This window comes from Methylobacterium platani (assembly GCF_001653715.1).
Taxonomy (GTDB): domain Bacteria; phylum Pseudomonadota; class Alphaproteobacteria; order Rhizobiales; family Beijerinckiaceae; genus Methylobacterium; species Methylobacterium platani.
The window spans coordinates 1-25,407 of record NZ_LWHQ01000058.1 but is presented as its reverse complement, the minus strand read 5'-3'; the positions used below and the strand labels follow the sequence as shown (position 1 = coordinate 25,407).

Annotated in this window: 21 protein-coding genes and 1 tRNA gene; 3 read left to right on the top strand and 19 right to left on the bottom strand. The window is 73.7% G+C overall.

Translation table 11 applies throughout. The annotated features are described in order from the left end of the window. Window positions 1-164: 164 nt before the first annotated feature. The 4 genes from A5481_RS25885 to A5481_RS25870 all read right to left on the bottom strand — a co-directional run bounded on the left by A5481_RS25885 (window position 165) and on the right by A5481_RS25870 (window position 4,006). Entirely contained in the window at window positions 165-1,379 is a 1,215-nt protein-coding gene (locus A5481_RS25885; protein WP_064504410.1) for an MFS transporter, read from the bottom strand. A 108-nt stretch (window positions 1,380-1,487) separates the two neighbouring features. Then, complete coding sequence (locus tag A5481_RS25880; protein ID WP_048436005.1) at window positions 1,488-2,252, bottom strand: ATP-binding cassette domain-containing protein; 765 nt, start codon at window positions 2,250-2,252, stop codon at window positions 1,488-1,490. Next, window positions 2,249-2,983, bottom strand: a complete 735-nt coding sequence (locus A5481_RS25875; protein ID WP_048436001.1) for an ABC transporter permease — start codon at window positions 2,981-2,983, stop codon at window positions 2,249-2,251. Before A5481_RS25875 ends, A5481_RS25880 begins: the two co-directional genes overlap by 4 nt. 27 nt (window positions 2,984-3,010) lie before the next feature. Further along, a complete protein-coding gene (locus tag A5481_RS25870; RefSeq protein ID WP_048436000.1) occupies window positions 3,011-4,006 on the bottom strand; it encodes an ABC transporter substrate-binding protein in 996 nt (331 codons plus the stop codon). A 160-nt stretch (window positions 4,007-4,166) separates the two neighbouring features. On the opposite strand from A5481_RS25870, the gene A5481_RS25865 reads away from it, so the two are divergent. Then, complete coding sequence (locus A5481_RS25865) at window positions 4,167-4,535, top strand: 4a-hydroxytetrahydrobiopterin dehydratase (protein ID WP_048435999.1); 369 nt, start codon at window positions 4,167-4,169, stop codon at window positions 4,533-4,535. On the opposite strand, the gene A5481_RS25860 is transcribed toward A5481_RS25865, so the two are convergent. The 8 genes from A5481_RS25860 to A5481_RS25825 all read right to left on the bottom strand — a co-directional run bounded on the left by A5481_RS25860 (window position 4,519) and on the right by A5481_RS25825 (window position 15,230). Then, window positions 4,519-5,991, bottom strand: coding sequence for a GGDEF domain-containing protein (locus tag A5481_RS25860; RefSeq protein ID WP_053082520.1), 1,473 nt, complete (start codon window positions 5,989-5,991; stop codon window positions 4,519-4,521). The two genes, A5481_RS25865 and A5481_RS25860, sit on opposite strands and share 17 nt — an antisense overlap. Before the next feature lie 266 nt (window positions 5,992-6,257). Beyond that, entirely contained in the window at window positions 6,258-6,479 is a 222-nt protein-coding gene (locus tag A5481_RS25855; protein ID WP_048435998.1) for a hypothetical protein, read from the bottom strand. A gap of 75 nt (window positions 6,480-6,554) precedes the next feature. Further along, on the bottom strand, window positions 6,555-7,406 hold the full coding sequence (locus A5481_RS25850; RefSeq protein ID WP_048435997.1) for a metallophosphoesterase: 852 nt from the start codon (window positions 7,404-7,406) through the stop codon (window positions 6,555-6,557). 3 nt (window positions 7,407-7,409) lie between these two features. After that, window positions 7,410-8,447, bottom strand: a complete 1,038-nt coding sequence (locus A5481_RS25845; protein ID WP_048435996.1) for a DNA polymerase III subunit delta' — start codon at window positions 8,445-8,447, stop codon at window positions 7,410-7,412. Further along, complete coding sequence (tmk, locus tag A5481_RS25840) at window positions 8,437-9,147, bottom strand: dTMP kinase (protein WP_048435995.1); 711 nt, start codon at window positions 9,145-9,147, stop codon at window positions 8,437-8,439. Before tmk ends, A5481_RS25845 begins: the two co-directional genes overlap by 11 nt. Further along, window positions 9,144-10,385 carry a D-alanyl-D-alanine carboxypeptidase family protein gene (locus A5481_RS25835; protein ID WP_048435994.1) on the bottom strand — a complete coding sequence of 414 codons (1,242 nt, stop codon included), beginning with the start codon at window positions 10,383-10,385 and terminating at the stop codon, window positions 9,144-9,146. Before A5481_RS25835 ends, tmk begins: the two co-directional genes overlap by 4 nt. A gap of 235 nt (window positions 10,386-10,620) precedes the next feature. Further along, window positions 10,621-11,889, bottom strand: coding sequence for a septal ring lytic transglycosylase RlpA family protein (locus tag A5481_RS25830; RefSeq protein WP_082173350.1), 1,269 nt, complete (start codon window positions 11,887-11,889; stop codon window positions 10,621-10,623). A 182-nt stretch (window positions 11,890-12,071) separates the two neighbouring features. Continuing rightward, window positions 12,072-15,230: an efflux RND transporter permease subunit gene (locus A5481_RS25825; RefSeq protein ID WP_048435992.1), complete on the bottom strand. Its 3,159-nt coding sequence runs from the start codon at window positions 15,228-15,230 to the stop codon at window positions 12,072-12,074. 246 nt (window positions 15,231-15,476) lie between these two features. On the opposite strand from A5481_RS25825, the gene A5481_RS25820 reads away from it, so the two are divergent. Continuing rightward, window positions 15,477-16,718: an efflux RND transporter periplasmic adaptor subunit gene (locus tag A5481_RS25820; RefSeq protein ID WP_048435991.1), complete on the top strand. Its 1,242-nt coding sequence runs from the start codon at window positions 15,477-15,479 to the stop codon at window positions 16,716-16,718. A gap of 272 nt (window positions 16,719-16,990) precedes the next feature. Then, the gene (locus A5481_RS33930) at window positions 16,991-17,401 is read left to right on the top strand and encodes a hypothetical protein (RefSeq protein ID WP_048435990.1); all 411 of its coding nucleotides are present in this window, start codon (window positions 16,991-16,993) and stop codon (window positions 17,399-17,401) included. On the opposite strand, the gene A5481_RS33925 is transcribed toward A5481_RS33930, so the two are convergent. From A5481_RS33925 to A5481_RS25780, 7 genes are all read right to left on the bottom strand, one after another. Beyond that, window positions 17,389-18,147: a DUF2459 domain-containing protein gene (locus tag A5481_RS33925; protein ID WP_245239064.1), complete on the bottom strand. Its 759-nt coding sequence runs from the start codon at window positions 18,145-18,147 to the stop codon at window positions 17,389-17,391. The two genes, A5481_RS33930 and A5481_RS33925, sit on opposite strands and share 13 nt — an antisense overlap. Next, the gene (locus tag A5481_RS35410; RefSeq protein ID WP_048435989.1) at window positions 18,126-18,359 is read right to left on the bottom strand and encodes a hypothetical protein; all 234 of its coding nucleotides are present in this window, start codon (window positions 18,357-18,359) and stop codon (window positions 18,126-18,128) included. Before A5481_RS35410 ends, A5481_RS33925 begins: the two co-directional genes overlap by 22 nt. 180 nt (window positions 18,360-18,539) lie before the next feature. Further along, a complete protein-coding gene (locus A5481_RS25800) occupies window positions 18,540-21,251 on the bottom strand; it encodes a valine--tRNA ligase (RefSeq protein WP_048435988.1) in 2,712 nt (903 codons plus the stop codon). Between the two features lie 174 nt (window positions 21,252-21,425). After that, entirely contained in the window at window positions 21,426-22,088 is a 663-nt protein-coding gene (locus tag A5481_RS25795; protein WP_245239062.1) for a PopZ family protein, read from the bottom strand. Between the two features lie 119 nt (window positions 22,089-22,207). Continuing rightward, entirely contained in the window at window positions 22,208-23,620 is a 1,413-nt protein-coding gene (locus A5481_RS25790) for a TolC family outer membrane protein (RefSeq protein ID WP_048435987.1), read from the bottom strand. Between the two features lie 535 nt (window positions 23,621-24,155). After that, entirely contained in the window at window positions 24,156-24,809 is a 654-nt protein-coding gene (locus A5481_RS25785; protein WP_048435986.1) for a protein-L-isoaspartate O-methyltransferase family protein, read from the bottom strand. 198 nt (window positions 24,810-25,007) lie between these two features. Beyond that, window positions 25,008-25,081 (bottom strand) — tRNA-Cys (locus tag A5481_RS25780). Window positions 25,082-25,407 lie beyond the last annotated feature (326 nt).

Genomic DNA, 25,407 nt, shown 5'->3' with positions numbered 1-25,407 from the left:
GGCCGGGTCGGGACCGGCCTCGATTGGTTCCGACGGGTAACTGGACTGCGACGAACTTCAAACGGCCAAAATCCCGGCGGGTTCCTGCCGCAGTGTCACGCAGACGAACCGGGCCGCGCGGGCCCTCGACTGCGCCCGATCTTCCCTGCCGGCCGTCCCCGCCGTCAGGCGGGGAGCGCCCGCCCCTGCCCGGCCCGGCGCTGCACCAGCCACAGGGCGATGGCGACGTTGAGCAGGTTCCAGCCGATGCCGTTGGCGAAGGCCGCCGCGTAGGAGCCGCTGAGGTCGAAGATCACCCCCGACAGCCAGCCGCCGAGCGCCATGCCGAACAGCGTCGCCATGATGACGACCCCGACCCGGCCCCCGGCCTCGCTCGCCGGAAACAGCTCGCGCACGATGATCGCGTAGGCCGGCACGATGCCGCCCTGGAACAGGCCGAACAGCGCCGAGATCACGTAGAGCGAGGTCAGCCCGTCGAAGGCGAGATAGAGCAGCAGCGCCACGCCCTGGAGCACCGAGCCGACCAGCAGCGTCGGCAGCCCGCCGATCCGGTCAGCGAGGAAGCCCGACGCCACCCGGCTGACGATGCCGAAGCCGAGCATCAGCGACAGCATCTCGGCGCCGCGGGCGACGCCGTAGCCGAGGTCGCCGCAATAGGCGACGATGTGGACCTGCGGCATCGACATCGCGACGCAGCAGGCGAGCCCGGCGACGACGAGCAGGCCCTGGAGGACGGAGGGCGGCAGCCCCAGCGTGCCGCCCGCCCCCGCCCGCCCGACGCGCTCCACCGCCTGGACCGGCGGGCGCCGGCGCATCAGCAGCGCCAGCGGCAGCATCGTGGCGACGCAGAACAGCCCGATGCCGGCTTGCGTCGTGCGCCAGCCATAGGCCGAGACCGCGTGCTGGACGAGCGGCGGCCAGATCGTGCCGGCGAGGTAGTTGCCGGCGGCGCAGACCGAGACCGCGATGCCGCGCCGGCGCGCGAACCACAGCGAGATGTCGGCCATCAGCGGCCCGAAGGCGGCCGACGAGCCCAGGAGCCCGATCAGGATCCCGTGCGCGAGGGCGAACTGCCACAGGCTCGTCGAGAGCGCAGTGGCGCCGTAGCCGAGGAAGAGGCAGATCCCGCCGAGCACCAGCGGCATCAGGATGCCGAACCGGTCGGCGAGCTTGCCCATCAGCACGCCCCCGAAGGCGAAGCCGACCATCGTGAGGGTGTAGGGCAAGGCGGCCGCACCCCGGGCGGCGCCGAACTCCGCCTGCACGGCCGGCAGCACCACCACCACCGACCACATGCCGACGCCCCCGATGGTGGTCAGCAGCACGGAGACGACGAGGCGGCGCCAGGCGGCGGCGGAATCGAGCCCGTCGGCGGGCATCGCGTGGGTCGGCACGGGCGTTCCTCGGATCTTATGGCTTTGCCGGTGCTGTAGCAGCCGGGCGGGCCGGCGAGGAGCGTTTCCGGTGCAACCCCTGCCCGCTTCGCGTCACCCCTCCGCGACCGCTCCGGGATACCGTGCCGCGAGGTCCCGCCGCATCGCCTCGGCCCAGTCGCGGCCGCGCTCCCCCTTGGGCGTCGGCAGCGGCACCTCCGCCACCAGGCTCGCCGGGCGGCCGGAGAGCAGCAGCAGCCGGTCGGCCACGGCAAGCGCCTCGGGCACGTTGTGGGTCACCATCAGCACCGCCGCGCCGCGGGCGCCTGCGCTGCCGAACACCGCGGCCCGCAGCGAGGAAGCCGCCGCGTCGTCGAGGGAGACGAAGGGCTCGTCGAGGACGAGGAGGCGCGGCGCCAGCGCCAGGGCGCGGGCGAGCGCGACCCGGCGGGCCATGCCGAGCGACAGGGCCCGCGGATAGCGCCCGCGCCAGGCCGAGAGGCCGAGTTCCTCGAACAGCGCGTCGAGCGACTGCCCGCGCTCGGGCCGCGGCAGGGAGAGCCGCACGTTCTCCTCGACGGTGCGCCAGGGCAGGAGCCGCGGCTCCTGGAACACCATGCCGATGCGCAAGTTCGGATCGGCGGTCAGGCTGCCCTCGAAGTCGCGGTCGAGGCCGAGCAGGATGCGTAGCGTGGTGGTCTTGCCCGCCCCCGACGGGCCGATCAGGCACAGGGTCTCGCCCGCCCGGACCGCGACGACGAGGTCGCGCACCGCCTCGACCGGCTCGGCGCCGTCCGGGCGGTAGACCTTGCGGCGCACCGTCAGGGTCAGGATCGGGGTCGCCGCCGCGCGGCGGAGGTCGGCGCCGGGCGGGCTCAGCGCCATCGGCGGGCCCGGGCGTCGAGGGGGCGCAGCAGCACGGCGTCGACCGCCAGCATCACGGCGCTGAAGACGAGGCTGTAGCCGATCAGCGCCGCGACGTCGAAGAGCTGGAAATAATACGAGATCGCGTAGCCGACGCCGTTCGGCCGGCCGAGCAGCTCGACCACCAGCACGATCTTCCAGGCGAGCGAGACGCCCGAGCGCGCGGCGGCCACCGCGAAGGGCTCGAGCTGGGGCAGGAGCACGTGGCGGATCCAGGTGCGGCGGTCGTAGCGGTAGGCCTGCGCCATCTCCTCGAGGCCCGGATCGAGCCCGCGGGCGCCCTCGCGCAGGATCACGGCGACGTTCGGCATCTTGTTGAGCGCCACCGCCAGGATCGCCGCGGTCTCGGTCAGGCCGAGCCAGATATAGGCCAGCACCGTGATGACGAGCGCCGGGGTGTTGAGCAGTACGAGGAGCGGCGTGTCGAGGAGCCGGTCGGCGGTGCGCGAGCGGCCGAGCGCGATGCCGAGCACCGCCCCCGTCGCCATGGCGAGGCAGAACGAGGCCGCGACCCGCCACAAGGTGATGCCGACGTTGCGCAGGAGGTCGCCGGAGGCCGCCTCCCGCACCAGGAACGCCGCCACCGCCTCCGGCGACGGCAGGGTGCGGGGATCGACGCTGCGGCTCGCCGCCCACCAGAGGGCGAGGAGCAGCAGGGCCGAGCCGAGACGGGCGAGGAGGGCCATCAGGCGAGGGACGCGCGCGGGTTTCGCTCAGCCATTCGGCCCGCCGTCCCAGTACAGCCCCGCCGGCAGGGTCGCGGCCGCGCCGACCAGGCGCTCGCCGCCGAGGCGCGCCAGCACCGCGTAGAGGCGCTCGGCATCCGCGCGCTCGGCCGCCGCCGGGCGGCGCGGGATGCCCTCCAGGAAGGCGTGCTTGAGGGTGGCGTAGGTCGCCTCGTCCTCCGCCGCCATCAGCGGGCGCACGGGCGCCCAGGCCGCATCGGTCGCCGCGAGCGCCTGCTTGGCCCTGGACGAGGCGCGGGCGAAGCCGGCGACCGCCCGGGGGGCGCGCTGCAGCAGCGCCTCGTCGAAGACGTAGCCGAGGAGCGCGATCGGGCCGGTGACGCCGAACGCCTCGGCGATGCCGTCGGCGCCGATCAGGCGGCGGAAGCCCCGCGCCTCGAGCCGGGCGCAGAAGGTCCAGTACAGGAGCGCGGCGTCGAGCTCGCCGGATTCGAGCTTGCGCATCAGGAGCGGCGGCGCGCCGAAGACCGGTTGGGCGTCGCGCTCGAGGTCGAACCCGTCCTTCTCCCGGGCGCGGGCCCGCAGCAGCAGCCAGTTCTTGTCGAGCGGGCCCCCCGCCACCCCGAGGCGCTTGCCCGCGAGGCCGGCGACGGTGGTCAGGGAACTGCTGCCCGGCACCATCAGGGCGCCCTCGGTCGAGGAATAGGGCAGGAACTTCACCGCCCGCCCCTCGGCCCGCAGGCGCGCGGCCCAGAGCAGGTCGGACACGATGGTGTCGACCTGGCCCCCCTGGAAGGCGATGCGGGCGGCGTCGCTCCCGGCGAGGCGCACGCCCTCGAGCGACAGCCCCTCGGCCGCGTCGATCCCCTCCGCCTTGATCACCGCCGCCTCCCACGAGACGGTGCCGAACGGCAGCAGGCCGACCTTGAGGGACGTCTGCGGGGAGGCCGGCTGCGCTTGCGCCCCACGGAGCGCGATCGGCCACAGCCCGGCCGCCGCCATCAATCCGCGCCGTGAGAGCATGGCCCCCTCCTCCTGTCCCCGGCCGTGTCGCCGGCCGTTCCCCCGGAGAGGTAGGTGGCGCAGGCAGCGGCGTCCACCGCTTGCGCGCGGGGTTGCGAGGCCGCACCCTGGGCAGGTCCGCCGCCGCGGTCACTTGTACTCTCGTCAGGACGAGGACGACATGCCGAAAGACCCCGTTCTCGACCCCGGCGCGATCGCCGCCCGCCTCGCCGACCTGCCGGCCTGGACGGAGGCCGACGGCTGGATCCGCCGCACCTACCGGACGAACGGCTGGAAAGGCACCCTGATGGTGATCAACACGATCGGGCACCTCGCCGAGGCGGCCTGGCACCATCCGGACCTCACCGCCTCCTACGCCTGGGTCGAGGTGCGGCTCACCACCCACTCGGCCAAGGGCCTGACCGAGAAGGACTTCGCCCTGGCGCGCAAGATCGAGGAGGTGGTCGGCTGGCAGCCGGGGCTGGAGGGCGGCGCGCTCGAGGGCACGCCGAGCGATCCGCGCTTCGCCTACATCAAGCACGACCGATGAGGCCGGCGCGGCGGGTGCGGGAGTCGTATCGGGGGCGGGACTCCTGCCGGGCGCGCTTCGCGCCGTAGAGCGCCGTGTCGGCGGCGTGGACGAGGTCGTCGAAGGCCATCCCCGGCCGGTGCCCGGCGACGCCGCAGGACATCGAGAGCAGGAGCGGCGTGCCGTCGTCGAGCGCCAGGGGCGCGCGGCGCAGGGCCTCGCGCAGGCGCTCCGCCACGCTCTCCGCCCGGTCCGGATCGGTCCCGGGAAGCAGGACCAGGAACTCGTCGCCGCCGATGCGCCCGATCGCGTCGGGCTCGCGCAGGCCGGCGCGCAGGACCGCCACCAGGTGGACCAGCGCCCGGTCCCCCACCCGGTGGCCGTGCCGGTCGTTGACCTGCTTGAACAGGTCGAGGTCGATCGCGATCAGGCTTGGCGGCGCGTGGGAGGCCTGCATCGCCGCCGTCGCGGTCTCGCGGAACGCCGTCCGGTTGAGGACGCCGGTCAGGCCGTCGGTGGCGGCGATCCGCGCGAGCTCGGCCCCGCGCTCCCGCAGGGCCTCGGCGCTCTGCGACAGCGCGGCGAAGCGGGCGCCCCGGGCGGCGAGCGCCGCCGCCACCGGCAGGCAGGTGAGCAGGAGGAACGCGAGGAAGCCCTGGAACAGGGCGGCCTGCTCGTGGGGGTCCGGCGTGATCGCGGCGATCGGGCCCTGGCCGCGCAGGGTCGCGATCGTGCCGATGACCGCGACGACCATCACGGCGGCCTTGGTGCCGAGCCGCCCGATCCGGAACGTCACCAGCATCACCGGGCCGAACAGCGCGAACAGCAGCGGCCGCGCGGCGACGAAGAACACCCCGTAGGCCGCCGCCGCTGTCAGGACCTGGAGCCCGGCGGCCTCCGCGCGTTGCCGCCAGTCCTGGCTCGCGAAGCACCGCCCGTAATCGCCGCGCAGGACGGCGAGGAAGAACGGCGTGAAGATCAGGAGGCCGAGCCCGTCGCTCAGGACCCAGGTGCCGAAGGCGGTCGCCAGGTCCTGCCCGAACAGCAGCCGGGCGGTCGCCGCGCCCCCGAGCCCGCTGAGCACCGGGGCGACGAGGCCGCAGACCACGATGAAGCGGCCGACGACGGCGGGCGCCGCCAGGAGGCCGGCGCCCGGCGCTCCCCGATCCCCGCCCTCGAGCGCGGGCCGGAGCAGGCTCGCCGCGACGCAGAGCTCGAGGAGGTTGCACGCGCCGAAGAGGAGCGGCCCCGCTCCGAACCCGCGCGTCACCGCGTTGGCGGCCACGCCGGCCAGGTAGCCGGCGCCGAGCAGGCCCGTCCACGCCCCCGGGCGCCGGTCGAGCAGGGCGGCGAGGACGACCGCGTTGGCCGGCCACACGGTGGCGATGTCGCGGCCGTCGCTCGTGAGGTGGATCGTGCCGGCGGCCAGCATGAAGGACAGGAGGCCGACGATGCATGCAGTCCGTCTGTCCGTCATCGCAATCCCCGTCGGGCGACGTCCGGGCCGTGCCCCATGGCGCGGGCCAACCTCTCGTCCGCAAGATGATGGCGTGTCCGTTGACGGTTATCTAACGAGGCGGAAGTCCACTCCCGGGCCGCGCAAGTCCATCCTAGGCCGTATTGGATAGAGATGTAACAGTAAGAAGAGCAGGGGTGGCGCTGTGCGATCGCCTGCAACCGCCGGGTATGAGACGAAGGGCTGAATCCCGCGGTCGACCGGGGCGATCCGGGGCGGAATGCGCCTCACCCGCCCGCCTTCACCCGCCGGCACTGCGTCTTGAGATAGGCCGTCCGCCCGATCCCCTCGCGGACCTCCGAGCGGGCGATGATCTCCTGCCAGCCGGTGGCGCAGCCGATCTCGCTCGCGACCCGGGTCTTGAACACGTCGGTGGCGGTCGCCTCCTCGCAATCCTGCACCGGGACTGTCTGGGCGCAGATCAGCACCACCGCCAGGAAGCCGTTCATCGCCCTGCCCTCCGCTCGCAGGGTGATGATGGGGCGCGGCGGCGAACGGCCCACCCGGACTCTCGTCCGGTCCGCTCAGGCCGTCATCGCCACCACCAGCTCCGGATCGAAGGTGCGGCCCTCGACGGGGTTGGCGAGGCAGCGGGTGCCGTCGAGGCGCAGGTCGTGGGCGGCGTGGAAATGGCCCGAGACCCACAGGGCCGGCCGGTGCGCCGCCGGCAGGTCGGCGAGCAGGGTGGTGGCGTAGAAGGCCGGCACCCACCAGGGCACGCCGGGGGCATCGCGGTAGCGGTCGGCGGCCTCCGCGATCGGCGGGTGGTGGGTGACCGCCACGGTCGGGCCCGGATGCGGCCGGGCGAGCGCCGCCGCCAGGGCCGCCCGGTCGGCGGCGTGGGCGGCCATCGCGGCCTGCGGCGTCCAGGGCGCGCCGTCGCCGAGCCGGATCGCCCGGTACTCGCGCGAGCCGGTCGCCGGGTCGGTCATCCGGGCGGCGGCGTAGGCGACCGGGTCCGCGGGGCGCCCGGGGGCGTCCGGTGCGAGCCAGCGTCCGGCGAGGTGCCAGTCGCTCCACAGGGTGGCGCCGACGAAGCGCACGCCGTCGACGATCCAGGTCCCGCCGCCTTCGAGCAGCGCCACCCGCTCGCGGCCGGCCGCGCGGTTGATCCCCTCGACCCCGGCGCGGAGCGCCGCCAGCAGCTCGGGGGCGGTGCGGGGATCGCCGTCGGGCGCGTAGCGCTCGTGGTTGCCCGGCACCAGCACCACCGGGCGCTCGCCGGCGAGCCGCAGCAGGGCGGCGAGGCCCCGCTCCGGCTCGCCCTCCCAGACGTCGCCGGCGCAGACCATCACGTCGAAGGGCTGCGTCGGCGGCGGCACGGCGGCGAGCGGCCGGCGCTCGAGATGCAGGTCGGAGAGCGGGAAGAGGCGCATCCCTCAGGCGCCGAACAGCGACAGCACCACCGGGCGCCGGTCGAGGTTGTAGACCTGCGCCTCCCGGGCGGCCCGGGCGGCGCGCTCGGCGGCGTCGGCCAAAGCCGCGAGGCGGGCCGGCGGCTCGCCCTGGCGCTCCTCGATCGCGGCGGCGAGCCGCCGCTGCACCGTGTCGAGGGCGGCGGCGTAGAGCGCGTCGGCGTCGCGGCCGGCGAGCCGCTCGGCGAGCTTCAGGGCGCGGCGCCAGTCGGGCCGCTCGCCCTGCGCCATCAGCGCCTCGACCTCGTCGACGACCGCGAGGGTGTCGGGGTCGAGGAGCTCGAGGGCGCGGGCGACCGAGCCCTCGCTCAGGCCCGCCGCCCGCTCGACCAGCGCCGGCGGGTGCCCGGCCTGCGGGCCGCTCAAGCCGCGCAGCACCTGCGCCACCGTCCCGACGGTGAGCGGCTTCAGGGAGAGGCGGCGGCAGCGCGAGCGGATCGTCGGCAGCAGGCGCCCGGGGGCGTGGCTGACGATCAGGAACAGCGAGCGCGGCGGCGGCTCCTCGATCACCTTCAGGAGCGCGTTGGCGCTGGCGAGGTTCAGCTCGTCGGCGCAGTCGACGATGCAGATCCGGTAGCCCGCATCGGCCGAGGTCGCCGAGAACAGGTGGAGCGCGCGCCGCGCCGCGTCGACGCCGATCTGGGTCGGGATCGTCTTGGCGCCCGGCGCCTTCTGGCGCCGCAGCAGCACGAGGTTGGGATGCGCCAGCCCCGCGACCTGCCGGGCGACCGTGTGGCCGGGCGGCAGCGCCAGGGTGTCGGGCACGCCCTGCCCGTCGCCGCGGGCGAGCAGGTGGCGGGCGACCCGGAAGGCGAGCGTCGCCTTGCCGATGCCCTTCGGCCCGCCGATGAGCCAGGCATGGTGCAGCCGCCCGGCGCCGATCGCCTCGCGAAAGGCGCGCTCGGCCGCCTCCTGGCCCAGCAGGTCCTGGCGCTCGCGCGGGCGCGGGACCCCCGGGATCTCGCCGATCTCGAGCTCGTCGTCCCTCGTCTCAGGCGGCATCGGCGGCTCCGCGGACGAGGTGCGGCAGCCGCGCGGCGACCGCCTCGCGGATCGCCGCCGCGACCGTGTCGGGGCTGCCCTGGGCGTCGATGACGGCGCAGCGCGCCGGCTCCGCCGCGGCGATGGCCAGGAAGGCCGCCCGCAGGCGCTGGTGGAAGCCCAGGGCCTCGGCCTCGAACCGGTCGGGCCCGCGGGCGGCGGCGCGGTCGCGCTGGCGGGCCCGGGCGAGGCCGATCTCGGGGGGCAGGTCGAGGATCAGGGTCAGGTCCGGCCGGGTCGGGCCGACCACCACCCGCTCGAGGGCCGACAGCGTTCCGGGCTCGACCCCGCCGGCGGCGCCCTGGTAGGCCCGGGTCGAGTCGCCGAAGCGGTCGCACAGCACGACGGCGCCCCGGGCGAGGCTCGGGCGGATCAGGGTCGCGAGATGGTCGAGGCGGGCGGCAGCGAACAGCAGCGCCTCGGCGAAGGGGCCGTAGGGCTTGGCGACGCCCGACAGCACCGCGCTGCGGATCCGCTCGGCCCGGGGCGAGCCGCCGGGCTCGCGGGTGGTCACCACCTCGCGGGCCCCCGCCCTGCCGTCCGCACCGGCGCGCAGGGAGGCGGCCAGGCGGGCGATCTGGGTCGACTTGCCGGCGCCCTCGCCGCCCTCGAAGGTGATGAAGCAGCCGGGACGACCGGCCCCCGTGGGATCGCCGGTCACGACTTGCTGGTGATCCGGCTGAGGGCCTGGCGGAACCAGCCGGTGCCGACCTCGAGCGCCGCATCGAGGGCGCGCTGGGTCATGGTGCCGGCCGGCACCGATTCGGCGGTGTAGAGCGGCATGTCGAGCACCACCTGCTCGCCGCGGGTGACCTTGAGCCGGCCGACCTCGCGCCCCGCCTCGACCGGAGCGGTCAGGGGGCCCTGGTAGGTCGCCCGCGCCACCAGCCGGTCGCCGTTGCCCCGCGGCAGCATCAGCCGCACCGGCTTCTTCGTGACGAGCGGCACCCGGCCCTTCTCGGCCCCGTAGGTCTCGGCCTCGGCCACGGTCTCGCCGGCGTTGAAGATCTGGCGCGCCTCGAAGGCGCGGAAGCCCCATTCGAGGAGCTTGCGCGATTCCGCGGCCCGGTCGCGGGCGGTCTTGAGGCCGCTCACCACCAGGACCAGGCGCTGCCCGTTCTGCACCGCCGAGCCGGTCAGGCCGTAGCCGGATTCCTCGAGGTAGCCGGTCTTCAGCCCGTCGGCGCCGATATCGAGGGCGAGGAGCGGGTTGCGGTTCTGCTGGCGGATCTTGTTCCAGGTGAACTCGCGCTCGGCGAACAGCTTGTACTGCTCGGGATAGGTCTCGATCAGGTGGATGGCGAGCTTCGACAGGTCGCGGGCCGTCACCTTCTGGTCGGGGGCCGAGTAGCCGGTGGCGTTGCGGAAGGTCGAGCGGTCGAGCCCGATCTCACGCGCGTGCCGGTTCATGATCTGGGCGAAGTTGTCCTCGGTGCCGGCGACGCCCTCGGCGGCGGCGATCGCCGCGTCGTTGCCGGACTGGACCACGATGCCGCGCAGGAGGTCGGGCAGCTTCACCTTGCTGTTGAGCTGGGCGAACATCGACGAGCCGCCGCCGCCCGCGCCGCCGCGCCGCCAGGCATTCTCGCTGATGGTGAATTCGGTGTCGGGGCCGAGCTTGCCCTTGCGCATCTCGTCGAACAGCACCTCGACGGTCATCAGCTTGGCCATGCTGGCCGGCGAGAACGGCTCGTCGGCGCCTTTCTCGAACAGCACCGCGCCGGTATCGGCGTCGATCAGGATCGCGTGCGGCGCCAGGGTCTGGAAGGCCGGCGCCTGGGAGGTCTGGGCCCGCGCGGCGGAGCCCGCGACGGCGGCTCCGAGGATCGCCGCCAGGGCGAAGGCCGCGGCGTGGCGCGCGAGCGCCCTGCCCGTCCCGGTGGTCGCTGTCACACGCATAACCCTGCCACCTTGCCCGTACCGCTCGAAGCCCGGGCAGATCGCAAAACCTGCCGACCGGGAGACCTGCCGCACTGTGCCGTTCCGCTCCGGCCCGCGCAACCGCGCCTGTGCCGCAGTGCGGGAGGGGGAACCGTTTCGAGGGCGGGCCTCGATCGCTGGGCACCTCGGGATGAGGGCGCGGGTAGGATGCCGGAGACCGCCGCCCTCGCCTGCCCGAAGGCTGCGCCCGCCCTCAATACATCCCCGCCACCTTCGAGCGCGGCGGCGTGCCGGGCTTGTGGCCGGTCTCCTTGGCATCCTGCCTGTCGCCCTTCTGGGCGCCGGCGAGGCGCAGCGGCGGCGCGACCGGCAGCGGGCCGCCCTTCGCCACGACGGTCGTGCGTGCGGCCTTGGCCGGCATCGCGGCGGCGTGCATCGCCTGGGCGAGCGAGGCGCGGTCGGTCGCCGGATGGGGGGCGAAGGCCAGGGCCTGGCCCGGCGCGGCGGGCTTGCGGGCCGCGGCGACGGCCGGCTTGGCCGTGCGGGACGCGGCGAGGCCCGGGTTCAGGCCGTCGATGGCGGCCGTGCGGACGGGGGCCGGAGCCGGCAGGCGCGCCGGCGCCTCGGCGACCCGGACGGCCGGATGGACCGGGGCGGCGACGCGCACGGGCGCCGGGCGGCGGATCGCCGGCTCGGCCTCGGCGACCCGCACCGGGGCGACCTGCACCGGGGCGGCGACCCGCGGCGTCTCGACGATCGGGCGCACGGCCTCCGGCTCGGGCCGGCGGAACGCGAACGGCTTCGCGTCGTCGCCCGCATCCGCCACCATGATGTTGGCGCCCATCGGCGAGCCGGCCGGCGTGCCGTCGGTGCGCAGGGTGGCCATCAGCTTGCGGTCGTCGCTGCCGCCGACCGAGGCCTTGCCGACATACTCGACCCGGACCTTGGTGGTGCCGCGGCGGCGGAAGTCGAGCGCCTCGGCCACCGCCTGCGACACGTCCATCAGCCGGTCGGCGTGGTAGGGCCCGCGGTCGTTGACCCGCACCACCATCGAGTGGCCGTTCTGCAGGTTGGTGACCCGGGCGTAGCTCGGCAGCGGCAGGGTCGGGTGGGCGGCGGCGACCGAGAAGCGGTCGAAGATCTCGCCGTTGGCGGTCTGGCGGCCGTGGAAGGCGGTGCCGTACCAGGAGGCCAGGCCCTCGCGGACGTAGCCGCGGGCATCCTGGCGCGGCACGTAGGTGCGCCCCGCCACCACGTAGGGCTTGCCGGTCATCTGCCGGCCGCCGCCCTTCGGGATCTTGTCGTTCTCGCCGTAGAGGCGCGGGCTCGCGGCGACGCCGTATTTCGGGTCGATCTCGCGCCCGCCGCTCCTCGCCGCGAGGGTCTTGGGCGTCGGCCCGGCGCAATTGGCCGCCGCCAGCGCGATTCCCGCCACCGCGGCCCACCGCACGACCGGCATCGGCCGGAGGGCCCCCCGCTCCGTCGCCGGCCGCGGAGAACCGCTCTTCGAAGATCCCGCCATCGACCCCTCGGATCCCGTGCCGCCCCGGCCGTCGCCCGCCCGGACGGGCTGGGTGGCGGGCTCCGGGGCCGCACAGGGTTACGCTGCACTCGGGGACGACCCTGCCGGCCTTGCGTAAATGAAAGCGTAACGGTGGTTCCGGCGCGAGTCCCGTCCACCGCCGTCCACAGGGTTCGCGTGCCCTATTCCGCCGGCTGCGGCGTCCCGGCGGGCCGGTCCGTCTCCTCGTCCGTCCCTGTGCGCCCCCGCGTCGTCCCCAGCCGCTCGGCCGCGACGTAGAAGACCGGGGTGACGAACAGGGTGAGCAGGGTCGCGACGAGAAGGCCTCCGATCACCACCGTGCCCATCGAGATCCGGGCATTGGCGCTCGCTCCGCTCGCGATGGCGAGCGGCACCGAGCCGAGGATGAAGGCGAAGGAGGTCATCAGGATCGGCCGCATCCTGAGGCGCACCGCGCCCTTCGCCGCCGCGACCGCGTCCTCGCCCTTCGCCGTCAGGTCGCGGGCGAAGGAGACGAGCAGGATCGCGTTCTTGGCCGCCAGCCCGACGAGGAGCAGCAGCCCGATCTGCCCGAAGATGTCGAGGGGGAGATCACGCAGGGCGAGCGCCCCGACGGCGCCGAACAGCGCGAGCGGCGTCACCAGGATCACCACGAAGGGCAGGCGCAGGCTCTCGTACTGGCCGGCGAGCAAGAGGACGATCATCACCACGCCGAGCCCGAAGATCAGCGGCGCCCAGCCGCCGGCGATCTTCTCCTGGTAGGCGACCTCGGTCCATTCGACCGCGTAGTCGGTCGGCAGCGCGGTGTCGGCGAGGCGCTCGACCGCCGCGATCGCCGCGCCCGAGCTCGCCGTCTCGGCGGTGTCGAGCGCGATCTCGATCGCCGGGTAGGTGTTGTAGGACAGGACCGCCGTCGGCCCGCTGACGAAGTGCGGCGTGACGAGCGCGCCGATCTGCACCGGCTCGCCGCGGTTGTTCGGCACCGTGAGGCGCGCCAGGTCCTGGAACGTCCGCCTGCCTTGCGACTCGCTCTGGACGTAGACCTGGTAGACGAAGCCGAACTTGTTGAACAGGTTGACGAAGGACGAGCCGACATAGGTGCCGAGCGCATCGAACAGCGATTGCAGGCTGACGCCGAGCTGCTCGGCCTTGGCGCGGTCGATGTCGAGGCGCAGCTGCGGCACGCCGTAGCTCGTGGTGGCGGTGGCGCCGCCGATCTCCGGCAATTTCTTCAGCTGCGCGATGAAGCCCTCGGCGGTCTTGGCGAGCGTGAGGCCGCCCGCGCCGCTGCGGTCCTGCAGTTCCAGCGTCAGGCCGCCGCGGGAGCCGAGACCCGGCAGCGGCGACGGGTCGACGATGCGCAAGACCCCGTCCGGGTGGTTCCTGAACTGCTTTCGGAGCCGCCCGATCACCTCGGTGACCGTCTCCTCGCGCTGGTCCCAGGGCTTCAGGGTCGGGATCTGGAAGCCGTAGAACGGCGCCGTGACGTCGGCCAGGATGCCGCGCCCGGCGACCCCGATCGTGCCGGCGGCCGAGGGCTGGTCGAGGACCGCGCGCCCCACCTCCTCCACCATCGCGGCGGTGCGGCCGACGGAGGCGCCCTTCGGCATCGCGATGTCGGCGAAGAAGTAGCCCTGGTCCTCCTGCGGCACGAAGGCGCTCGGGCGGCTCGCCACCATCCAGGCGGTCAGCCCGGCTAGACCCAGGAACACGACCCCCGTCGCGATCAGGTGGCGCGACAGGCGTCCCGCCGAGCCGACCGCGAACCCCGTCGCCCGGTCGAGGACGGCGTTGAACCCGCGCAACGGCGCCCGCCATCGGCTCCGATGCGCCGCCTCGTCGTGAGGCTTCAGCAGCAGGGCGCAGAGCGCCGGCGTGAGCGTGAGCGAGACCACCGCCGAGATCAGCACCGAGATCGCGATGGTGAGGGCGAACTGGTTGTAGAGCTGCCCCGTGAGCCCCGGGATGAAGGCGACCGGCACGAACAGGGCGGCGAGGACCAGGGTGGTGGCGATGACCGGCCCCGCCACCTCGGTCACCGCCTCGCCGGCGGCCTCGCGCGGAGGCTTGCCCTCCTCCATCAGCCGCTCGGTGTTCTCGACCACGATGATCGCGTCGTCGACGACGAGGCCGACCGCCAGGACGAGGCCAAGCAGGCTCAGGGTGTTGAACGAGAAGCCGAGCACGGCCATCGGCCCGAAGGTGCCGATGAGGGCGACGGGCACCGCGATCGCCGGGATCAGGGTCGCGCGCCAGCTCTGGAGGAACAGGTAGGTGATGACGACGACCAGCACGATCGCCTCGATCAGGGTCTTGATGACCTCGTGGATCGAGGCGGTGACGAACTCGGTGCGGTCGAGGGCGATCCGGTATTGCAACCCCGGCGGAAAGCGCCTGCCCAGATCCGCCATCGTGGCGCGCACGCCCTTCATCACCTCGACGGCGTTGGCCTCCGGGTTCTGGAACAGGCCGAGCGAGGCCGCGGGCTTGTTGTCGTAGGTCGAGCGGCTGCCGTACTGCTCGGAGCCGAGCTCGACCCGGCCGACGTCGCGGATGCGCACCACCGAGCCGTCGGGATTGGCCCGGATCACGATGTCGGCGAATTCCCGGGGCTCGGTCAGCCGGCCCTTGGTGACGATCTGCAGCTCGAAAGCGGGGGCGTCGCGCACCGGCTCCTTGCCGAGCGAGCCGACGGTGATCTGGGCGTTCTGCTGCTCGACCGCCTGGACGATCTGGCTCGGACCGATGCCGAGCGATTCCATCCGGGCCGGATCGAGCCAGACCCGCATCGCGTAGCGCTGGTTCGAGAAGTTGACGATGCGGCCCATGCCGGTGACCCGGCGCAGGGGCTTGATCACCTGGGTCTCGGCCCAGTTCGACAGGAACAGCTCGTCGTAGCGGTTGTCGTCGCTGTAGAGCACGACGTTGCCGAGGCGCTGGCGCGACGACTTCACGATCTCGAGGCCCTGGTCGCGCACCGCCTGCGGCAGGCGCGATTCGGCGCGCTGGGCCCGGGTCAGCACGTCGGCCGCCGCCGCGTTCAGGTCGGAGCCGACCTCGAACGTCGCGTCCAGGTTGACGCTGCCGTCGGCGTTGCTGGTCGAGCTGATGTAGATCAGGTCCTGCGCGCCGTTGATCTCCTGCTCGAGCGGGATCGCGATCGCCTCGTAGGCCTGCTGCGCCGTGGCGCCCGGATAGGTCGCCTGGATGTTGATGATCGGCGGCGCGATCTCGGGGAACTGGGCGATCGGCAGGGACAGGCCCGCCACCGCCCCGATCAGGGTGATCAGCACCGAGATCACGCCCGCCAGGACGGGCCGGTCGACGAAGGTGGCGAACATCCGGCGTCCCGGTGAGCCGCCGGGCCGCCGCCGGGGCCGCCCGCGAGCCCGGCTCGGGGTCGGGCCCCGGGGCCTGCGACGGTATGGTGAGGATCTCACGTGCAACGCGATCGCGCTCGACGGAGTTCCCCTCACGGTTACCTTGCGGACACCGTCCGGCAACCGTGCCGCATCGTTCTTCGTTATCGTCCTCCCGGGCGGGCATTCCTCCGGGCGGGCCTGCCCGTCGACAGGGGATCCACCATCGTGCGCGCAGGATTTCGCTACGGCCTCATCGGCCTGACCGCCGTCGCGGCCGGGGCCGGCCTGTGGTGGGAGCTCGGCCATCCGCTGCCCGCCGGCCTCTCCGGTGTCCTGCCCGGTCCGGTGGCGGCGTTCCTGGCGCCACGGGCGGCACCGGAAAAGGAGCCCGCGGCGCCGGAATTCGACGTCGCGGTGGCGCGGGCCGCGACCGAGACCGTGCCGGTCGCCTTCTCCTATACCGGCACGGTGATCTCGCCGAAGGACGCCGCGCTCCAGCCCCGGGTCACCGGCGTGGTGGTGGAGCGGCCGTTCGAGCCGGGCGGCCACGTCAAGCAGGGCCAGGTGCTGTTCCGCATCGACCCGCGCCCCTTCGAGGTGGCCTTGCGCACCGCCGAGGCCCAGCGCGCCCAGGCCGCGGCGCAGCTCTCCTTCGCGGATGCCGAGGTCGACCGCACCCAGACCCTCGCCGACAAGGGCTACGCCTCCGAGCAGCGCTACCAGCAGCTCGAGAGCAACCGCCAGGTCGCCCGCAGCCGGGTGCAGGAGGCCGAGGCCGCGATCGCGCGTGAAAAGCTCAACCTCGACTTCGCGGTGATCCGCGCCCCCTTCGACGGGCGCTCCAGCCTCTCGGACGTCAATGTCGGCGACCACGTCAACGCGAACGCGACCCAGCTCGTCAGCGTGGTCCAGGTCGACCCGATCGAGGTGCAGGTGGCGCTCTCGACCGAGGATTCGGAGGCGGTGCGCGCCGCCCTCAAGGAGGATCGCGCCTTCATCCGGACCCTCGACGCCCAGGGCAGGCCGGAGCGCAGGGCGACCCTGTACAAGCTCGACAACCGCTTCGACCCCCGCACCGCCCGCCGCCTTGTCCGGGCCTGGCTGCCCAACGCCGACGAGCGCTACCTGCCGGGCGAGTTCGTGCGCACGCAGGTGCAGGTCGGTACGCAGGAGCGCCTGCTGGTGCCGACGGTCGCGCTCTCGGCCCAGCTCGACCAGCGCATCGTCTGGCGCGTCGACGATCGGGGCACGGTGTCGATGGCGCCGGTCACCACCGGCGAGGAATTCGGCGATCGCACGGCGATCCTGAAGGGCCTTGCGGCCGGCGACCGGATCGCCACCGATCACCTCCAGCTCCTGCGCCAGGACCAGCGGGTCGGGATCAGGGCGGAGGGTCGGGAGGGTGGCAGGAAGGCCCGGCAGGCCGCCAACACGCCCGCCGGCACCGCCGGCGACGCCGTGCGCTGACGCACAGCGTCAGCGCTTGCCCCGACGAAAGTCCGGACGCTACGGTTGGCGGGACGATCCCGCCACGGCACGCGAGCGACCGGCCCCGCATGACCTCTTCCGAGACCGCGTCTCCCGAAGCCGCACCCGCCGAGGCGTCGGACCGTCCCGAGGCTGCGTCTCCCGAGATCTCGCGTCCTGCCGAGGCTGCGCCCGCTCCCGGGGCGGCACCGTCTGCCGGAGCGGCACCGTCTCCCGGAGCGGCACTTGGCCCCGCCCCGCGCTTCTCGGTCGTGACCGCCGGTCCGGACGAGGTCGAACTGGTGGTGGCGTTCGGGTCGCGGGACTACGCGGTCCGGCTCGCGCCCGCCGAGGCCGCCGAGCTCGGCCTGGCGCTGCTCGCCACCGCCTCGGTGGCGGCGGATGCGGCCCAGGACGTGCCGGCGGGCACGCGGGTGGAGAACTGCTTCTTCCCGGTCCTCGGCTGGACCGCCGGCGAGGTCGCCCGCGGCGTGCCCGCCCTCGCCCTGCGGCTCGCCGAGGGGACCGAGATCGCGTTCCAGTTCGACCGCACCGCCGCCCGGGCCTGCGGCCGCGACCTCGCCCGCAGCGGCCGGACGCCCTGGCGCGAGCGCCTGGGGCGCGCCTTCCGGCGGCGCCCCGCCGCGCGGCCCGCGCCGCCGGCCGATCGTCAGGGCGGGTGAGGCCCGGACGCGCCGGCCCGCCACGCCAGATCGAGGACGAGCCCCCGCGGCAGGGTGTCGAGGAGCGGCGTCACCGGAAGCCCGGCGGCGTGGAGCAGCCCGGCGCTCCAGTGGTTGCAGACGGCGAGCAGGCTGAAGCGCCCCTCGGCCGCGTAGAACAGGCTCGGCCCGTAGAGGCCGGGCCCCAGCACCACCGGATGGCCGTCATGCGCCGCGAAGGTGCGGCCGAGCGCGGCGGCGAGCCGGCGAAAGCCCGCCCGCGACAGCCGCAGGCTCACGATCTCGGAGCCCGCAAAGGCGGTTCCGGGCTCCGGCGCGACCCCGACCACGTGCAGGACCGCCGGACGCCCGCCGGGGGTGAACAGGGCCCGGAGCGCCAGCCGCCAGTCGAGGGCCTCGATCGTCGGCACGGCGCGGTAGAAGCCGGCATCGCCCCAGCCGATCTCGAGGGCCGGATAGGCGCGAAAGCGCCCGGTCACCTCCAGCAAGGCTCCGTCCCCGGCCTCGGCCGCCGCCTGCGCGAGCGCGTCGCGGGGCAGGAGCAGGCCGGAATGCCAGGCATCGGCGACGAGCCGCACCGTCACCGCCGCCTCGCCGGGGGCCGGCGGGTAGAGGGCCGGATCGCCCGGCCGGGCGGTGAGCCAGGCCGCCAGGAGGACGGCGGCGAGGAGGAGTGCGAGGAGCGTTGCGGCGCGCCGGGCGAGGCTCAGGGCGCGGGCCACGATCAGGCCGCCATGGCGCGCCAATGCAGGTCCTGGTCGGCCGCCAGCCACCCATGCGCAGCCTCGCGGATGTCCGTCGCCGTCGCGCTCCCGGCGTCGTCGTCCGCGACGACGATACCTGGCCGCGCCTCCCGGCGCGTCGCCCCGGCGGCATCGTTGAAGCGGACGGACGGCACGTCGGTCGCGGTGTCGTCGCGGGCCGTCGTCGGGCGGGACGGTGTGGAACTCGGGCTCATGCCTGGGCTGTCTCCGGGCCGGCGCTCGGCGCATCGCCTCCTGCCGCGCATCGCCTCCTGTCGCGCGTCGATGGCCGATCGTCCCGAGACCGGACGCATGCCGGCGCCCTTTCCCCGCAAGCGTCGTCATTCCGACGGGACCGGTCCGGGCGAGAGGCCCGGACCGGTCCCGTCGAGGGTTCAGCCCTGGAGCCGGGTCAGCGCCTCGCGCACCTTCTCGCGGCGGGCGATCGCCGCCTCGCGGCGCTCGCGCTGCTCCTCGACCACCTCCTCCGGGGCACGGGCGAGGAAGTCGGCATTGCCGAGCTTGGCGTCGATCTTGGCGACCTCGCCGCCGAGCTTGGCGTCCTCTTTCGTCAGCCGCGCCACCTCGGCGCCGAGATCGACCACGCCCTCGAGCGGCAGGGCCGCGACCTCGCCGCGCACGATCAGCTGCACGGCGTTGCGCGGGCTCGCCTCCGCGATCGCGATCGAGGCGATGCGGCCGAGGCGCCGCACCGTGTCGCCCCAGCGGCCGACGCGCTCGCGCACCGCCTCGCTCGGGGCCACCAGCACCAGGGGGATCTGGGCGCCGGCCGGCACGCTCGTCTCCGAGCGGGCCGAGCGGATCTCCGACACGAGGTCGACGACCCAGCCGATCTCGGCCTCGGCCTCGGGCCGCGCCAGCGCGCCGAGATCAGGCCAGGCGGCGAGCGCGAGCAGCCCGCGCTCGATCCCCGCCTCGCGCGCCTTCGTCGCCCACAGCTCCTCGGTGAGGAACGGCATGAACGGGTGCAGCAGCACGCAGATCTGGTCGATCATGTAGGCGATCGTCCGGCGCGTCTCCTCCTTCGCCGGCCCGTCCTCGCCCTGGAGCACGGGCTTGGCCAGTTCCAGGTACCAGTCGCAGAACACGTTCCAGACGAAGCGGTAGGCGGCGTTGGCGGCGTCGTTGAAGCGGTAGGCCTCGATCGCGGCCGTCACCTCGGCGACGGCGCGCGCGGCCTCGCCGAGCGCCCAGGCGTTCAGGGTCTGGGTCGCGCCGGCCGGCACGAAGGCGGGATCGAGCCGGCAGCCGTTCATCTCGGCGAAGCGCGCGGCGTTCCAGAGCTTGGTGGCGAAGTTCCGATAACCCTCGACGCGTTGCACCGAGAGCTTGATGTCGCGTCCCTGCGCCGCCATGGCCGCGAGGGTGAAGCGCAGGGCATCGGCGCCGTAGCGGTCGACGAGGTCGAGGGGGTCGACCACGTTGCCCTTCGACTTCGACATCTTGGCGCCCTTCTCGTCGCGGACGAGGGCGTGGATGTAGATCGTGCGGAACGGCACCTCGTCCAGCGCGTGAAGGCCGAGCATCATCATCCTGGCAACCCAGAAGAAAATGATGTCGAAGCCCGTCACCAGCGCGCTGGTCGGGTAGTAGCGCGCCAGCTCCGGCGTGGCGTCGGGCCAGCCCAGCGTCGAGAACGGCCACAGGCCGGACGAGAACCAGGTGTCGAGCACGTCCTCGTCGCGGCGCAAGGCCACCGGCCGGCCGTGCTTCGCGGCGGCCTGCGCCAGGGCCTCCTCCTCGCTGCTCGCGACGAAGCAGTTCCCCTCCGGATCGTACCAGGCCGGGATCTGGTGGCCCCACCACAGCTGGCGCGAGATGCACCACGGCTCGATGTTCTCGAGCCACTGGAAGTAGGTCTTCTCGTAGGTCTCGGGCACGAAGCGGGTGCGGCCGTCGCGCACCGCCTGCAGGGCCCGCTCGGCCAGCGGCTTGACGTTCACGTACCACTGGTCGGTGAGGTAGGGCTCGATCACCACGCCCGAACGGTCGCCGTGCGGCACCGCATGGGTGTTGGGCTCGATGGTCACGAGCCGGCCGCGCTCCTCCATGAGCGCGACGACCCGCTCGCGGGCCTTGAAGCGGTCGAGGCCGTGCAGCGCCAGGGCCTCGGGCTCGGGGGCCGAGCCTTCCAGGAAGTCCGCGTTGCCCTCGAGGCTTATGCGGGCTTCCTCATCCAGGACATTGATCTGAGACAGCCCGTGCCGGCGGCCGACCTCGAAGTCGTTGAAGTCGTGCGCCGGGGTGATCTTGACCGCGCCGGTGCCCTTCTCGGGATCCGAGTACTCGTCGGCGACGACGGGGATCAGCCGGCCGACCAGCGGCAGGCGCAGGCTTTTGCCGACCAGCGCCCGGTAGCGCTCGTCCTCCGGGTGGACCGCGACCGCGGTGTCGCCCAGCATCGTCTCGGGCCGGGTGGTGGCGACCGTGATGGTCTCACCGGTCTCGTTCCCGGCCTCGTCGACCACCGGGTAGGCGAAGTGCCAGAGATGGCCCTTCACCTCGACCTGCTGCACCTCGAGGTCGGAGATCGCGGTCTGGAACTTCGGGTCCCAGTTCACCAGGCGCTTGTCGCGGTAGATCAGGCCTTGCGCATGGAGGTCGACGAACACCTTCAGGACGGCCTTCGACAGGCCCTCGTCCATGGTGAAGCGCTCGCGCGACCAGTCGCAGGAGGCGCCCAGGCGCTTCAGCTGGTTGACGATGGTGCCGCCGGATTCCGCCTTCCACTCCCAGACCCGGCGGACGAATTCCGCCCGGCCGAGCGAGCGCCGGTCGGGCTGCTGCTGCTCGGCGAGGCGGCGCTCCACCACCATCTGGGTGGCGATGCCGGCATGGTCCGTGCCGGGCTGCCACAGCACGTCCTTGCCGCGCAGGCGCTCGAAGCGGGCGAGCACGTCCTGGAGCGTGTTGTTGAGGGCGTGGCCCATATGCAGCGAGCCCGTCACGTTCGGCGGCGGGATCATGATGCTGTAGGGCTCGGCGCCGGCACGGTCCGGGCGCCCGGCCCGGAAGGCCTGCGCCTCCTCCCATTCGGCGGCGATGCGCGCCTCGACGGCGGCGGGATCGAAGGTCTTGTCCATCATCGCTGACACAGCCACTCGCACGGCGCGCCCCGGGGCGCGTCCCGCCGGCGGACGAGGCTCCCCGGGGACGCCGGAACGTCAAAACGAAAAAAAGGCCGGCCGCGCGAGCGACCGGCTCCCGAGCCCGCTTTCAAGCGGACCCGCACCGTTCCGTCAACCGGAGCGCGCCCGGATCTAGCGTCCGCGCGCGACGCGCTCGATCTCGGCCCGGACCAGGCGCTCGACCAGGACCGGCAGGTTGTCGTCGAGCCAGGATTTCAGCATCGGGCGCAGCATGTCCTGCACCAGGTCCTCGATGGTGCGCGCGTTGCGGGTCAGCACCGTGCTGGCGAGGAGGTCGAAGGCGTGGCCGACGGTGGCGTCGGTCGCCTGCGACAGGAGCCGGTCCTCCATCGCCGGGCGGGGCGGCTCCGGCGGCGCGGCAGGCGGCGGGGCCGCGGCCTTCGGGGGCTCGGGCGGCGGCGCCGGGGCGGGCTCCGGCTCGATCTCGATGGCGTCGAAATCCATCGGCTCGTCCCGGAAGGCGATCTCCGACATCGGGTCGAATGCGTCGTCGAAGCTCGGCTCGGGCGCGGGCGGCGCCTTGGCGACCGGATTCGTGGCCGGCTTGGGCTCGGGCTTGGGCTCGGGCTTCGGCGGCGGCGGGGCGATCTCGGCGAGGTCGAGCACGTCGTCCTCGTCCGGCTCGGGATCCGGCACGGCCACCGGCCGCGAGCCGGCGGCGGGCGGCTCGGCCGGCTTCTGGTCGTCGGCGATGATGCGGCGGATGGAGGCGAGGATCTCCTCCATCGAGGGTTCCTGCGTCTTGTCCTGCGTCTTGGGGCTCGCGGCGCTCATCCGGCTCAACGCTCGAGTGCAGAGGATCGGGGGGTCGAATTACGCAGTATTCCACGGGGCCGGCCCCGCACAAGCGAGGCGGGCCCCGAACTCACAGGGAGGCGGACCTCCCGCCGCCGTCAGCGGCCGTCGGGCGTGCGCACGCCGTACCAGAGGTCCTTGATCTGGTCGTAGTGCTGCTTGGCGCTGTACTGCGCCACCGGGACCGAGATGAAGCGGGTGGTGAGGCGGCCGACGGTCTGCACCACCTGGTAGGAGCCCACCACCCGGTCGCGCTGGGCGGCGATCAGGTTGACGCGGGCGGTCAGGAGCTCCTGCTGGGCGTTCAGCACGTCGAGGGTCGTGCGCTGGCCGACCCGGGCCTCCTCGCGCACGCCGTTCAGCGCCACCTCGTTGGCCTGGACCTGGGCCTGCGAGGCGATGACGCGGGCCTTGGCCGCCTCGAGGGCGCCCCAGGCGGTGACGATGCCGGCGCGGACCTGGTCGCGGGTGAGCTCGGCCTGGAGGCGGGCCTGGCCGACCTGCTCCTTGGCCTGGCGGATCTGGGCGTATTCGGCGCCGCCCTGGTAGAGCGGGACGGTGAGCTGGCCGACGATCGAGCCCGCGAAGTAGCGGGTGCCGGCGATCTGCTGGTCGAGGGTCTGGGCCGCGTTCCCCGAGATCGTCGCCGTCGGGTAGAGCGACGATTCGGCGATCTTCACCTGCGCCTCGGCCGCGTCGACGGCGTGGAGGGCCGAGAGGATCGCCGGGTGCTCGGCCAGCCCGATATCCACCGCCGCCGTCAGGGTGCCCGGCACGTAGCGGTCGATCGGCCGGCCGGGGGCGAGCTGGCGCGGCTCGATGCCGATCACCTGCCGGAAGGTCGCGATGCTGGTGCGCAGGTTGGCCTCGGCGAGGCTGACCTGGGCCCGGGCGCCGGCCAGCCGCGCCTCGGCCTGGGCGACGTCGGTGCGGGTGACCTCGCCGACGTTGAAGCGGTCGCGGGTCTGGCGCAGCTGCTCCTCGAGCACCTCGACGTTGTTGCGGTTGAGCTCCAGCGTGGCGGTGTCCGCCAGCACGTTCATGTAGGCCTGCGCCGCCGAGAACAGCGTCAGCATCTCGGTGTTGCGCAGGGTCTCGCGGCCGCCCAGCACCTGCGACTCGGCCTGGCGGGTCTGGTTGTCGGTCCGGAAGCCGTTGAACAGGGTCTGCTGCACGCCGATGCCGACGGAGCGCGGGTAGAGCGTCTCCTGCCCGCCGCCGCCGCCCGTGCCCGCCGCCAGGACGCTGAGCTTGCCCGAGACGTAGGACACGCCCGCGCTCGCCGAACCGGTGACCGTCGGGCGGTAGCCCGCCAGCGCCCGCGGCACGTTCTCGTCGGTGGCGCGCTGGCCGGCGCGCTGTGCGTTCAGCGTCGGGTTGCCCGCATAGGCTCGCGCAAGCGCGCTCTCCAGGGTTTCCGCAGCCGCGCCCTGGCCCGCCATGGCGAGGGCCACGGCGGCGAACCCGCCCAGCCGAAGCCCGCGGAACGCCCGAGTTCCTGTGTCAGTCACGCCTGTCTACCCTGTGCGGCTAGCTCACAATCGGCCGGCCCTGGCCGCGGGCCGCGGAACCGGTTCGTCATATCGCTGTGCCCACCTCGAGCGTGACATTAACCGAGGGCGGTTCCCGGGGCACCGGCCCCGCGCTGTGGACGACCGTGTTTGGCCGCCGGTGCCGCAAAAAAGCGACACGTGCCTCTGGGGAAATCCCGGCGTCGGGCGGCGGTGCGGGCCGGCTGATTCGCGATCGCGGCGCCGGGGCCCGGCGCGGCGCCCGGGCCGGGCAAGTCCTTGATGGCGGACGGGCTTCCCGACGGGGTCGCGGATCGTGGCGATGGGGGCGGCCCCGCGCTCCGGGCCGGCGCCGCGCCGCCGTGATGGGCGCGGCCGGACGGGCGGCCAAGGAAATTCCGCCCGGCGGTGCGGACGGAGGGCGGCGGCCGGCGCCTCACTTCGGCGGAGGGCCCTGGGCGGAGGGCCTACCTCTTCCGGAGGTGCCGCCCGGCCGGGGGCCTTCGGGCGCGGGGATCCGCGCCCGAAGGCGGCGTCAGAACGCGAAGCCGGCCTCGACCGCGAAGGCGCGCAGGGGCGGCAGGACGGCGTCGAAGAGCGGGCGCGAGCCGAAGGCGTCGCCCGAGCGGACCCACAGGGTCGCCTTGGCCGGGCGGCCCTGGCCCTGGACGCAGGCGAGCCGGCCGCCGTCGGCGAGCTGGTCGAGCAGGCCCTGCGGCCGCTGCTCGACCTGGCCCTCGATCAGGATCGCGTCGTAGGGGCCGCGTCCGGCGGCGCCCTTGTCGAGCGGACCGGACTCGACCGTCGCGCCGTCTCCGAGGCGCTCGCGCGCCGCCGCGGCGAGGCCGGGGAGCGATTCGAGGGCGACGACCTCGACGCCGAGGCGGTGCAGGATCGCGGCGCCGTAGCCGAGGCCGGCCCCGACATCGAGGACGCGGTTCCCGGGCTTGAGCGACAGGGCCTGGATCAGGCGCGCCAGCACCATCGGGGCCGGCATGAAGCGGGTCTCGCCGTCCTCGGTCCCGACCGCCTGGGGCTGGTCGATATAGGCGAAGGCCGCGCGGTCCGCCGGCAGGAACCGCTCGCGCGGGACGGCGTCGAATGCGTCGAGGAGCGCGATGTCGGTCACGTCGAACGTGCGGAGCTGGCAATCGACCATGAGGCGGCGCGCTTGCGCGTAGTCGAGCATGAACGTCTCTGGGGAGCTTGAGCGACGGTCAAGCCGTCGGGCGACGCGGTTGTGGTGGATCGTCGGCGAAAAGGCAAGGATCGGGGGATCCGCCCCGCATCGCGCCGGGGAGCGGATCGACCCGGGGCGCTCGGCGACGGAAACCGAGGGCGAACCTGTCGCCCGGCCCGGTCGAACCTGGAAGAAGACGGGAAGAATTGGAGGCCTCGCCCGGAATCGAACCGGGGTGCAAGGATTTGCAGTCCTCTGCGTAACCACTCCGCCACGAGGCCATCCGGGTCGGCCTTGGGCCGACGATCGGGCGTGCCGGGCCTGGAAGGGCCGGCTGCACCGTCTCCCCGGCGTCGGGCGGACAACCCGGGGACGAGGGCTCTCTAGCAGAGCCCGCCCCGGCTCCGCAACAGGATCCGGCGGCAAAACCGCGATCCGGCCGGGAAACCCGGCCGTCGAAACCCGGCCGTCATGGAGCCGGCTCGCAAAAACCCGCAGGGCAATCGGGTGAAGTGTCATGGGGCAACGAGCCTGACGAGGTAGTCGTCGTCCCAGCCTGCGGTTTTGAGGGCAAGGCGCATGGAATCCTTGCCCTTTTTGCGAGCTG